A 13,038-nucleotide genomic window follows, 5' to 3' on the forward strand; every position below is an offset into this window, starting at 1 on the left:
TTATAACTGTACTGATACTTGCCAAGTAGATGATTTAGCCCTATTAATGATTTCCACTACACTAGTCATCAATACTTCAGATGTTTTTTTATTATATAAAGCAACCTGATGTCTATCTCCTAATGCTTCTGCAGCTTTAATTTCATTCTCAGTTAATGCAAAGAAAAAGCCCGAAAAATCTTTTTTAACGCGATCTTGATTAGCCGACTTGATTTCAATAAAGGTTATGTTTGAGAGTGAAGCTTTAATAGATACAAGATCATTAAAATCTATCGAAATTCCTTTTGGAATAGACAACGCATCGAAACTTGAACGTTTAATAATAATCCCTACTTCTTTAAGGGCTAATAACAAAAGTTTTAGTTCATTTCCTTTTGGTCTGGGGATCCAATTTTCATTTAATTCAATGGTTACTAACTCACCATTTGAACCATTTTCATTAGCATACCTAGCCAAATGCTGCTTTTTAGAATTAATAACATCTATCGGATTCAACTGAATATCCTCTTAGTAATTAACACCCGACTAACATGCGATGTATTAGGGTAGCTTTTTATTGTTTTAATGCAGCGGTCGACTAATATCTAATCCACGTATCGCCTAGCATGTGCTCACCAAGCGCAACAAACGCTATACAAGAATCGCCAAGTATAACGCGTCACCTTAATGCTTTTGTTAGCACACTAACCCACAGCACTTTTTGAATTTCTTTCCACTACGGCACGGGCATATTTCATTGCGACCAATTTTTCTACTTTCTCGTCTAGGTCCTACGAACATTTGCCGAGTGTGCCTTTGCGGTATATAAGTACTATCTAATGTCATACTTCCTATATGGACACAACCACCACCAACACCTATAGACATAGAATCATTATTAATATCAAACCCGACTTTACTGCCTTCAATATCCATTGAGTTAGACGTTAATATTTGCCCTGACGGTGTAATCACTTTCAAATTTTTATTTTCACGACAAGATAGTTCTATACCTAAATGTTCCATCTCTAGACGTTCAATCACTAAATTGTGCGGAGGCTCTGAACGTAGAGAAAGAACAATATCACCAAGAGCTTTCCTTATTGTTATTCTGGTACCAACAACTTCTACATCCCAATTATTTGTAGTTGTAATCCACTCATTATCGACAATTTTTAATATCTCACGCCCATCCCTATCAGCCAAATATGCATTTATTTGAAATGGTGCGCCTTCGGATTCGGGAGGCTTAATGGAAAGTACATTATCTCCATTTATCCTAATTAAGGATTCAACGCCTTTACAATTTAATGTGCCAATTGTAATTTTTGGTTCAACCATACCTAAGTCAAAAGGACCAAAAGAAAATCCTTTTTGTTTACAAACAGGGCTATCAGATCTGATTTTTATCGTTTCTTTTGATAATATTTTTCGAGTAACACGGTCATGGCAACCGCCGCATAGGAGCACTATATGATCTGGGTTATGTTCCGTTGCTTCCGCAAATGTAGGATCAACATGCTCATATTGATAAACTGCACTCCCACAGTTTACACAACCAAAACCGCAGCGTTGTCTAATCTCACGCTTAATACCAGCTTCAATTGTATCTTTTAAGCCATACTTGTTTATTCTCACCAAAAGCTTCCATTAAGTGTGCTAACAACTTTATCAGAGGACATTTCCCTCATTATTACGAGAAAAGTACCTATAATGTGAACTTCTATTAATATCAAATAGTGTGAATTTTTACCAGTTAAGAATATCATGCGGTGAGTGGTTATTTTGGGAACAAAAGTAAGATGACTTGATGATAAGATTTTGGTGGTTGTGACTTCTATTAACGAATTGAATACCAGCTTGTAGCTCACAGTCGCCTATCTGCTGAAGTATAAGCTTAATCTTCAAAACATTAAGACCAACTATGAGCTACTACATTTAAAAACGCTAAAATCTAGTGGTGGTGCCCGCCTTGAATAGCCTCGCCCTGCTGGTTATAAAAGCCAGTTGCGCTGTGCTCAATAAAACCAAGGTTTATCATTTTAGCTAAAAACGGGTCGCCTTCGTTATCGCCAATGTCGGCGTAATCGGTGGTTTGAAAACGGTCCCACTGTGCAAATTGAGCAGTAATTAATGGCACATCAGTGTTTATATTGTTAAGGCTTAGCAATGTACTTGTTTGGCTTTTTTTATTACTAATGCTAAATGTTTTAACTAATTTTGAATGCGTATAAAAGGCAAGGTTAAAGTCGTTGTCATTTTCGCTCAGTGTATAGTTTTTTACTTCATCGCAGCCTTTGCCTTGTGTGCTTACTAGGGTCATTTTTTCGATTAAGTGGTTATCCACCAGCTGACTTTTAGCACTCCAGTTTTGTACGCCGCGTACCTCAGATGGTTGATATTCAATGCCGCGTTGCTGGGCATTAAAGTAACGTATTGGTCGTATTTGATTATTAGCTAAGTGCTGCCAAAGCTCGGTTATTACTTCACTTTGGTGCGCTACTTGCTGATTGTTTCGCCAAAGGGTAAGTGACTCGCTGCTTTGCTGCGTTTTATGGCTGTTGGTAATTTTATAATCCGCTTTTAAATGCTTGGCATCAATATCACATTGCGAGGCAAAGCTACTTGTACTTACAAGCGTGGCAATTATTAATAACGCTTTTTTCATTTAGCTATCTCTTATTTATATTTCAAGTTTATGGCAATAACATAACGATTATAAATGTCAGTTTAATGACAAAAACCCCGCAAAGTAGGCGGGGTTTTTTATTTAGATATATTTAACTAAATTTATAGCTAGCCGGTATTTATTGCGCTAGTTTTTCGTCTGCGGTTTTTACAAAGTCAGCGGCAAAGTCCATTACATGGAATAAAAAGCTTTGCTCGTTTGTGCCTGTTACCAAGTGTGCACCTGGCCCCATTGCATAAACGCCTACGTCTTCACCGGCATGTGTTTCTGAGCCCATTGGTACCAATGCTTCTTGATGAAAACCAGGTGTTGTTGTATCAACATCTGTTAAATCAACACGCCCTGTTACTGGTGCAAAGGCGTAACCTGCATCGGCATCGGTCTCGCTACCTAGGTTTCTAAAGCCACCACCATTGGTGTAACCAACCGTTGTGTAAGGCATATCGTCGGCAGCTAAGCTTGGCTCAGTAGCGCCTACTGCAACCACTTTACCTAAAATTGGGTTACCGCGTTTAGGGTAACCAGCAATGGTAAATACATGGCTGTGATCGGCAGTTACAACTATTAATGTTTCTTCTGGGTTGGTGTTTTCCATCGCCACTTTAACGGCTTTAGCAAGCTCAATAGTGTCGTTTAACGCGTTATAAGCGTTACCCGCATGATGCGCGTGGTCAATTCGACCCGACTCAACCGTTAAGAAAAAACCTTGCTCGTTGTTATCAAGTACGTTTATTGCTTTTTCGGTCATTTGCGAAAGCGAAGGCTCGCCTGCAACATCGTTTGCGCGGTCAGCTTCGTACTGCATGTGGGACTCGTTAAATAAGCCAAACACTTTAGTGGCGTCGTCACTTATTGCATCAAAACCGGTTTGATCCATTACGTACGTGCCATTTGGATATTGCGTTTTCCACTCTGCGGTTAAGTCGCGGTTATCGGTTCGATCCCCTTCAACAGCACTTACTGCATCGGCTGAATTAAACGCGGCATCTTTTGGTAAAAAGTGACGACGACCGCCGCCCATTACCACGTCAATACCGTCTACATCAACACCACTGAAGCGTGCCTCTAAGTTGGCTTCAAAGTTAACCAGTTGCGATGCAATATCTTCACACGTTGCGGCACTTTCTGGCATATCGGAGATATCTTCCCAGTTACGCTCTGCCGATTTAGCATACGTTGCAGCTGGTGTTGCGTGAGTAATACGCGCTGTAGAAATAATCCCTGTTGCTTTGCCTGCAATTTCAGCAAGCTCTAACGAGGTAACAAGTTCGTGCCCTTTGCCTGATGCACAATTACCACGTTCAACCGCTTCATCAATACCAATAACGCCTGCGTCGGTTTTAACACCCGATGCCATTGCGGTCATAGTGCCTGCCGAATCTGGCGTTTGCGCATCTACGTTGTATGTTTTTACAAAGCCTGAAAAAGGCATAGTTTCAAAGCTTAACTGGTGGTCTTCACCCATTTCGCCCTCTAACTGACCCGCTAAAATACGTGCTGCGGTTATGGTAGAAATACCCATACCATCGCCAACAAATAAAATAACGTTTTTAGCTTTGCCTGATTCTGTAACAATGTTGCTACTGGCTGTTTGTGCAGCGCCTAATTTTGTTTGCGCTTCACTAAACCAAGTATTACTAGTGAGCGATGCCAGCTGCTCGCTTGTTAACGACGTTGCAGGTGCATTACACACTAAATTAGTTGAGTTAACTTCATCGCTATCTAGCACATCGTTATTATTGGTATCTGCGCCTACTTGCGTCTCTACACCGCCATTAATGCACTGCTCAGAGCCCACTGCAATAGCGTTATCTACTGCGATAATATTGTTTTCATTTTTGTTATCGTCACTCGAGCAACCTGCTAGCGCGACCATTACTGCCAAAGAAAGTACCGTTAATTTGTTCATGTTAGCCGCCATTATTGCTGAGTTAGTTCAAGAGCTTGATTAATTAGATGAAACACTACGTTTTGTTCAATTACGCCTTGTGCTAGCTGAGCACCAGGACCTTTTGCATGCAAAGAGATGTCTTCACCTGCGTGTGTTTCTGAGCCCATTGGTACAGTTGCTTCTTGGTGAAAACCTGGGATTGTTGTATCAACGCCATTTAGCTCAACACGCCCTGCTACAGCAGCACTTGTGTAACTTGCATCAGCATCAGTCTCGTCGCCTAGATTTCTAAAACCTAAGCCATTTGCGTAACCTACTGTGGTGTACGGCATATCGTCGGCGGCTAGGCTTGGTGTTGTTGCACCTACTGCAACTACTTGACCTAAAATTGGATTACCACGCTTAGGGTAGCCTGCAATAGTAAATACATGGCTGTGATCGGCGGTTACTAAAATAAGGGTTTCTTCTGGGTTGGTGTTATCTACCGCAGCTTGTACGGCTTTAGCAAACTCAATGGTGTCGTTAAGCGCATTGTATGCATTACCCGCGTGGTGCGCGTGGTCAATTCGACCCGACTCAACCGTTAAGAAAAATCCGTTATCGTTTTTACCAAGCACTTCAATTGCTTTAGTGGTCATATCGGTAAGTGAAGGCTCGCCCGCTACATCATTTGCGCGGTCAGCTTCGTACTGCATGTGGGATTCGTTAAATAAACCAAATACTTTAGTGGCGTCATCTGCTATTGCATCAAAGCCCGTTTGATCCATTACGTATGTGGCATCTGGGTATTGTGTTTGCCACTCAGTTACTAAGTTGCGCTCGTCAGTGCGGTCGCCTTCTATAGCACTTACTGCATCTATTGAGTTAGCTGTTTCGTCTTTTGGTAAAAAGTGACGACGACCGCCACCCATTACAAAATCAAGACCGTCTACGTCGGTCCCTACAAATCGTGCTTCTAGGTTTTTTTCAAAGTTAACAAGTTGCGATGCAATGTCTTCACAGCCACCTGTTACGGCATCTTCTGGCATATCTGATACGTCTTCCCAGTTACGGTCAGCCGATTTAGCATACGTTGCAGCAGGGGTTGCATGAGTAATACGTGCTGTAGAAATAATACCGGTAGATAGCCCTTTAATTTCAGCCAATTCAGTTGCGGTAATTAGCTCGTTACCTGCCACTGTTGAACACACGCCGCGTTCAATATCTTCGTCTACACCAATAACGCCCACATCGGTTTTTACACCGGAAATAATAGCCGTCATCGTGCCTGCTGAGTCGGGAGTTTGAGCATCTACGTTATACGTTTTAACTTGTGCAGAGTATGGGAACTCTTCAAAGCTTAAATAACCTTCTTCGCCAGATTGGTTATTACGCTGCCCTTGTAAAATGCGCGCGGCGGTAAGTGTAGAAATACCCATGCCATCGCCCACAAATAAAATAACGTTTTTAGCTTTAGTGGCTTGTGTAGCCTGCGCTTGTGCTGTTTTTGTTGTTAGTTTAGTTTGCGCAGCGCTATACCAGCTGCTGTCTTTTTGGCTTTGCGGTAGTACATCAGCATGGCTAACTGCGCTAAACGCAAATGTTAGCGCGATTGCCGCAGCGACTTTTTTAATTTTCATCCGTAATTCCCATTGTTTAGTGGTTATTTTTAAATGTGTGACCACAAAAAAGATCAACCGCTGCACTATAGAAAACAGATGTGACTGATAAAGGTAATTTTGATGAAAGTAAGATGACTAAACTATTACAAAAATAAGTCACAAAAAAAGCGCAACGTATTAAACGTTGCGCTTTTAAGGGAAATTATTGAGGGAATTATTTAAATATTAAAAACGTGCTTTAAACGATACCCCAAAGTAGCGTTCTGCATCGCGCGGTATTTGGTAACGGAAGTTATCGCCACTGTAGGTAGTTACGTAGCTTTCGTCGGTTAAGTTTTTAGCAATAAGCGATACCCTAAACGCGTCATCTTTAAACGACAAACCCACACTTGCATTTAAAATACCGTAATCTGGTAATAAAGCAGCTGGATTGAATTCGCCTACGTTGTCTGGTAGGTCTGAGTATTGCTCATCGGTGTAAATGTATGAGCTGTTTATGTGTACGTTAAAACCATGATCGGTTTCAATAAAGTAATCAGCCGTTAGTGAATATTTAAGATCTGGCGAAAATGGGACATCTAAACCTGAGCGGTCAGTACACGAGCCAGCGGCTACCTCTGCCGGACAATTAAACTCGTCAATTTCGGCTTTAATGTAAGCAACACCACCGGTAAGCGTTAGCGACTCTGTTGCAGCCCACATAAAGTCAACTTCAACACCTTGTGTACTTACGTCGCCCGCATTGGTTAAGCGGGTAATACAGGTGCCGTCTGAACAGTCAAAGTTGTTAGCTTGAAAGCCTTCAATTTCGGTTCTGAAAAGAGCCATGTTAAATACAAATTCGCGGCTTGCGTATTTGTAGCCTATTTCATAAGCGTCTGACTCTTCAGGTGCTATTTCACGGCTGTCGTTGTCTGGATTAAAGTTATAATAAATATTAAAACCAGGGCCTTTGTAACCTTGCGAGTAAGTACCGTATACCATTTGGCCATCGCCTAAATCGTATTGCATACCTAGACGACCCGATACGTTGGTTTCTTCGGCTTTGCCTTCATCATCTGTATTAAGTGTTGCTGGGCGCACGCCTACACCGGTGCGGCCATATACATCATTACTTACACGGCGATGCGTGTAAGACACTTCATCGTCGGTGTAACGAATACCAAATAAAACGCGTAAATCTTCAGATAAATCGTAGGTACCATCGGCAAAGGCTGCCCAGTTATTAAATTCTGTGCTCATAAAAGCAGTGGCCGATACAATATCGTTTGCGTTACAGCTAACACCTAGGCCTTGTGTGTAACCTTCTAAGTCAGCAAGTGCTGTATCAAGCTCAGCGCCCGATAAGTTATTTTGCGCGTAAAAAGCCATTGCGCTATCAAGCTGGCCACCATTATTTTGGCAACTTGCATCGCGAGTAAAGTTACGTTGTGAATCCATGTTCCAATAAAATAAGCCGGCAACATAATTAAATGGCCCAGCTAGGTTTGATGTAACTCTAAACTCTTGTGAAAACTGATCCCATTGCTGTGCACCAATATCATGTAACTGAAACGGCGCGCCAAATACCGGCTCACTGCTGTCGCCAGCAATAGAGGTAAAGTCGCCTTCGCGGTATTCTGTGTTATCCCATGAACGCTGTGCAGTAATTGAAGTATACGTATAGTCGCCAATTGTTTTATCAACTTGCACCGAAAATGCGCTATGTTCGTCAATTGTGCGCGACTCGTAGTCATGGTCAACTTTGCGCTGGTCTAGGTCAATATCGGCTACACCATCCACAATGCCGTTACTGTTTGGCGCTGCTTTTGAATCAGGATTACGACCACTTGGCAGAGCTTCTAAGTCGGCACAACAGTCGTCATCTGCGTTATAAAACTCAGCTATAAATTTTACGCTTAAGTCGTCCTCTGGCTCGTATTTAAATACAGCACGTGCACCTTCGCGGTCATAACCGTTTACTTTTTCGTTGTTGTAAACGTTATCAATGTAACCGTCAAACTTGCCTTTAAATACTGTTAAGCTAGCGGCTAAATCGTCGGTTAAACCGCCGCTTATAACACCTTTAAAACGGTATTCGTTATCTTGATAAAACGAGGTTTCTACGCTGCCGGTTGTGTCGTACGACGGATCTTTAGTGGTAATATTTACCACACCTGCTGAGGCGTTTTTGCCAAATAACGTACCTTGTGGCCCGCGTAATACTTCAATGCGGTCTACGTCGTATAAATCGGCAAATGCTTGACCCGAGCGGCCAAGTACCACGCCATCAACAACAGTTGCCACACTTGGTTCGGCAGCAATACTAAATGAAATAGTACCAATACCGCGCACTGTTAGCGCTGAGTTACGTGTTGTGGTGCCTTTTCTAAAGCTAACCGAAGGAACAAGTGACTGTAAGCCTTCCATGTTATTAGCAAAAGCTGAATTAATTTGATCGCTATTAAGTACCGATACCGCAACAGGTACTTCGTTTAAACTTTGCGTTCTTTTTTGTGAAGTAACGACTATTTTTTCAAATGTATCGTTTTTAGCTGTTTCTGTTTTTTGTTGTTCTTGTTCGGTTTGCTCTTGCTGTGCATGTACCTGCGCGCTAAGCGCTAAACCGGTTGTCATTGCTAACGTGACTGCCAAGCTTAAGACGGACTTTTTAGCTCTCATGTCATTCTCCATATTGTGCGTGTGCTGTGTGGTACCGCGCTAGCAATTGTGTGAGTTGCTAAAAAGCGGTGTCAGTGTGTGTGATACTTTCCTTAAAGCTCTTATATCTTATATAAGAGCTTTAAATTTAAACAAACTATCTTACTAATGCAAACATTATGTGAATTAAATGTGATTTAAGTTTGGTGTGTAGAATATGGTCGCACGTTATGCGGCGTTTTTAGCCCCAATACGCGCTAAGCTATTTTCGTAACGAACCTGCCAACGACGTACACTCCACCAGCTAAGCACTAAAACAGTAGACCAAACAGCAACTAAACTTGGTACAAAGTACACACTGGTTCCACCCACTAATCCGAGCGGCGAAAACAATATATACAAGCTAACAATCAAGCCTACTAATACAATTGCGCAAGGTAATGCGTATTTCCAAGGATTAAGGTCTACCTCAGCTTTGCGTGTAAATTGCCATGGTGTTTTAAGTGGTTTGTAGTAACCAATACCCAGCATTATTGCCAATTCAATTATGAACAAAATGGCGTAAATATGAATAAAGTTAATGTCTACATCCCATACAAATTTAAGCAAGGTGTAGGCAATAATATGGAATATAATCGCGACTTTAGCGCCTAGTGCAGGCACTTTTCGAGTAAACAAACCAACCAATACAATTGTGATGACCGGAATGTTGTAGAAGCCTGTAAACACACGAATAATGTGCCATAAACCTTCAGGTGCAAACATCAATAATGGCGCAGTTATAAACGACAATATGGCAATAACAATACTGGTAATTTTGGCTACTTTTATAAGTTGGCTGTCTGTTACCTTATTTTTTTTCATTGGCTTATAAACATCTAAGCAAAATAAGGTCGCCGCGCTGTTGAGCAATGAATTAAATGAGCTAAATACAGCACCTAGCAATACGGCCAAAAAGAAGCCAGATAAATACTGTGGAAGTACTTCTTTTACCAAATGTGGGTAAGCTAAGTCGATAGTTGGCAGGCTTTCGTGTTTATAAAGATGGTAAGCAATAACGCCTGGGATCATCATCATAAACGGTACTAGCACTTTAAAGTACCCTGAAAACAACACCCCTTTTTGACCTTCAACTAAGTTTTTAGCGCCCAATGTACGCTGGATCACATACTGATTAGTGCCCCAATAAAACAAATTAGCTAAGATCATCCCCGTAAAAATAGTGCCAAATGGCACGGGATCATCGCTACTACCAATAGCATTGAGCTTTTCTGTGTCTGTGTTTACTAGGGTGCTTAACCCTTCTGAAAAACTACCATCACCCAATGCAATTAAGCCCAGTGTTGGCACTAAAATACCAATAATTAATAACCCAACACCGTTAATGGTATCTGATACCGCAACCGCCTTTAAACCACCAAATACAGCATAAATAGCCCCAACTGAACCCACTGTAATAATGGTCACAATTAGGCTTGCTTGGTAGCTCATATTTAATAAGGTGGGTACATCAAAAAGTCTAAGTACGGCAATTGATCCTGAGTACAAAACAGAAGGGATCGTTATAAAACAATACCCTACCATAAATAAGATCACTGTCATGCGTCGTACGGTATCGTCAAAACGATCCCGTAAAAATTCAGGTAAGGTAGAAAACGCGCCCGCTAAATAACGAGGCAAAAAGATCAACGCCATAATAATGGTTGAGATCCCTGCGGTTACTTCCCACGCCATTGAGCTTAGGTTGTAACCATAAGCTGAGCCATTAAGGCCAATTAGTTGCTCGGCCGATAAGTTAGTGAGGATCATCGACCCTGCTATAAATGTACCTGTTAACCCACGACCCGCTAAAAAGTAGCCATCTTGGGTGTTAACTTCCCCTTTGGTTTTTTGGTACGAGATATATCCCACCAGCGCCATAAACGCCAAGCACGATAGCAGTGTCATGGTAATGTTCATACCTTCCATCTTGCGCCCCTTTTAGCTTACTTTACTCGGTAAAAAGTAAGCTAATATCTTTATTATTGTGTGTTGTATGTGTGTTGTGTGTGTTTTTTATTAAGCCGAGTTTTATTTAGGCCATGCTGTTAATTGGCTCATGTCTTGTTCTGTGTGTTGAACCTCTGGGCCAAGCATTAGGCTGTCGCCTTCGCGTACAAATACTGCCATTTCTTCAAGTGCGAGTGTGTGTTCGTAGTACTTACTCCCTTCGTAAACTTGTTTATCGGGGAAGCGAATCCAATTGCCTTGCGGTAAATAAAACTTAACTTTACCGTTTGGTACTACACACGGCACAACCAGTAATTTTTCACCGCACATAAATTGCTGATCAAAACTATGTGCCAGTACATCATCAGGAAATGCCAATACCATGGCACGCTGAATCGGCAAGCCTGTTTGCTGCGCTTGCTCTGCACATGTTTGTAAGTACGGAATTAACTGGTAGCGTAATTTAAGTGCTGCAAATACCGCATCACTTGCTTGCTCGGTGTAAGACCACGGTTCGCGAGGACCAATACCGTGTAAGCGCATATGTGCGCTAAATACCGACGCTTGTGCCCAGCGCACGTAAAGTTCTGCGTCGCGGGTGTCTTTGTAAAAACCACCAATGTCAGTTGCAAAAAATGGCCCACCCGACATACCCCACGCTAAACTGCCACGAATGCTTGCCGCTAAACCCTGCCAATCGGCTTGCGGATCGCCGCCCCACTGTGCAGGAAAACGTTGGCTGCCCGTCCATGCTGAACGGCTAAACAAAAATGGCCCTGTTTTACAGTATTTTTCGGCGGCCTCAAAAACGCAGCGGTTGTACAACATGCTGTAAACGTTGTGCAGCCTAATACCGCTATCACCACTGTGAGATATCATATTGTCGTCTTCTAGCTGCTCGCCAAAATCCGCTTTTATCATATCTACGCCAAGCTCAAACAAAGGCTTATGCGATTCGAGCCAATATTCGTAAGCATCAGGGTGCGTAAAATCTAAAATACCCGACTCAGGTAGTGGCGTAAGTACTTCGCCAAATGGGCTTAAATCCCACTCGTATTGATACGCTTTACCTGTGCGTTTGTCTTTTATTAGCCAACCGTTTTCAGCCGCTTTAGCAAATAATGGGTTATTTACCGAGATCATCGGGTATTCCCACACACAAATTTTAAAATCCATCGCTTTTAATTCATCAAGCACAGGTTTTGGGTCGGCGTAGCGTGTTGGGTCCCATTCAAATGCAAAGCGGGTGTCGGTGTCTTGCCATGCACGGCCATCAAGAGTAATTACGTCGCACGGCATATTTTTAGCGCGCACTTCGCGGGCAACACTGAGTAATTCGTCAGCATCTTTGTAATACGCTTTTGATAAAATAACACCAAAGCTCCACTGCGGTGGTACCGGTGCAAAACCTGTTAGCTCGCAGTAACGGTTGATGCTTTGGGCAGGTGTTTGTTCTTGATATAAAAATACATCTAGCACGTCATCTTCAACTAAACATACATATGCACGTTGCGACCAAAGTGCATAACCTACGCCATGAGTTACCGGTGCGGGTGTATGTACAAACAAATTCCAGCCTTCTGGGCTCCATGCATACGGGGTATTTTTATAAGATTTTTCGGCGTTAACGCCTAGCGCATCGTGGTTGTATGAACGAATAAGTTGGCCGCGTTTATCAAGCTTGCCCCATTTTTCGCCAAGACCATACACGGCTTCGTCGTAGTTAAGCTCTAGGCTTAATATCCAGCCGTTATCTGTTTTAGCTAGTGGCGGTAAACGGTGCTGGCGTACAAAGTGACCATCAGTTGCTGATTGCTGTACTAGCTCATCTTTTTTATAAAGTTTGAAATGAAAAGGGTCGCTGTAAAATTCTAGGCGGTATTCGCCACCACTTACGCTGTAATCATTATTGTTTTTGCTAAGCGTGAGGGGGTATTCTGATGGGGTTGTGGTTAATATTTTAAATTGCTCGTCATGCGTAGTGCCTGCATTTAAACGTAAGCCAAACTGGCTTATCGTTACGCTAATATCACCAAACTGAGTGGGCAAAACCAGCACATTACCTTGCAACTTTGGCTGTGCGGTTAAGCGTGCTGGCTCTATTGCGTTCCAGTCTGGCTCACGTAATTCAAATGCATTCATGGGAGTTCCTTAACCAATTATTAGTCTTGTATAAGACACAAGTTAAATAATTGTAATCCCCATGTCAACGTAAATAAACTCAAGATGAATTATTTACATCGCGATTT

General features: G+C 42.1%; 8 protein-coding genes. All 8 read right to left on the minus strand.

The annotated features are described in order from the left end of the window. Window positions 1–495 (minus strand): hypothetical protein, encoded by a 495-nt coding sequence (locus GQR45_RS14035; RefSeq protein ID WP_165726265.1) that lies wholly within the window; start codon window positions 493–495, stop codon window positions 1–3. Between the two features lie 180 nt (window positions 496–675). Further along, on the minus strand, window positions 676–1,617 hold the full coding sequence (locus GQR45_RS21580) for an SEC-C metal-binding domain-containing protein (protein ID WP_206008651.1): 942 nt from the start codon (window positions 1,615–1,617) through the stop codon (window positions 676–678). A gap of 316 nt (window positions 1,618–1,933) precedes the next feature. Continuing rightward, complete coding sequence (locus GQR45_RS14045; protein ID WP_165726266.1) at window positions 1,934–2,647, minus strand: hypothetical protein; 714 nt, start codon at window positions 2,645–2,647, stop codon at window positions 1,934–1,936. A gap of 139 nt (window positions 2,648–2,786) precedes the next feature. Then, window positions 2,787–4,577, minus strand: a complete 1,791-nt coding sequence (locus tag GQR45_RS14050; RefSeq protein WP_007580435.1) for an alkaline phosphatase — start codon at window positions 4,575–4,577, stop codon at window positions 2,787–2,789. Between the two features lie 11 nt (window positions 4,578–4,588). Then, on the minus strand, window positions 4,589–6,178 hold the full coding sequence (locus tag GQR45_RS14055) for an alkaline phosphatase (RefSeq protein ID WP_165726267.1): 1,590 nt from the start codon (window positions 6,176–6,178) through the stop codon (window positions 4,589–4,591). Between the two features lie 207 nt (window positions 6,179–6,385). Further along, window positions 6,386–8,821: a TonB-dependent receptor gene (locus GQR45_RS14060; RefSeq protein ID WP_101217640.1), complete on the minus strand. Its 2,436-nt coding sequence runs from the start codon at window positions 8,819–8,821 to the stop codon at window positions 6,386–6,388. A gap of 207 nt (window positions 8,822–9,028) precedes the next feature. Continuing rightward, window positions 9,029–10,768: a solute:sodium symporter family transporter gene (locus GQR45_RS14065; protein ID WP_180961364.1), complete on the minus strand. Its 1,740-nt coding sequence runs from the start codon at window positions 10,766–10,768 to the stop codon at window positions 9,029–9,031. Window positions 10,769–10,870: 102 nt separating this feature from the next. Continuing rightward, on the minus strand, window positions 10,871–12,931 hold the full coding sequence (locus GQR45_RS14070) for an alpha-xylosidase (RefSeq protein WP_165726268.1): 2,061 nt from the start codon (window positions 12,929–12,931) through the stop codon (window positions 10,871–10,873). Between the last annotated feature and the right edge of the window lie 107 nt (window positions 12,932–13,038).

The organism is Pseudoalteromonas sp. SA25 (assembly GCF_011378705.1).
Classification (GTDB): domain Bacteria; phylum Pseudomonadota; class Gammaproteobacteria; order Enterobacterales; family Alteromonadaceae; genus Pseudoalteromonas; species Pseudoalteromonas arctica.

Excerpts from the sequence above, each read along its gene's own strand:
- GQR45_RS14045 (WP_165726266.1), bottom strand. The coding sequence starts at position 2,647 with ATGAAAAAAGCGTTATTAATAATTGCCACGCTTGTAAGTACAAGTAGC.
- GQR45_RS14050 (WP_007580435.1), bottom strand. The coding sequence starts at position 4,577 with ATGAACAAATTAACGGTACTTTCTTTGGCAGTAATGGTCGCGCTAGCA.
- GQR45_RS14055 (WP_165726267.1), bottom strand. The coding sequence starts at position 6,178 with ATGAAAATTAAAAAAGTCGCTGCGGCAATCGCGCTAACATTTGCGTTT.
- GQR45_RS14060 (WP_101217640.1), bottom strand. The coding sequence starts at position 8,821 with ATGAGAGCTAAAAAGTCCGTCTTAAGCTTGGCAGTCACGTTAGCAATG.
- GQR45_RS14065 (WP_180961364.1), bottom strand. The coding sequence starts at position 10,768 with ATGGAAGGTATGAACATTACCATGACACTGCTATCGTGCTTGGCGTTT.
- GQR45_RS14070 (WP_165726268.1), bottom strand. The coding sequence starts at position 12,931 with ATGAATGCATTTGAATTACGTGAGCCAGACTGGAACGCAATAGAGCCA.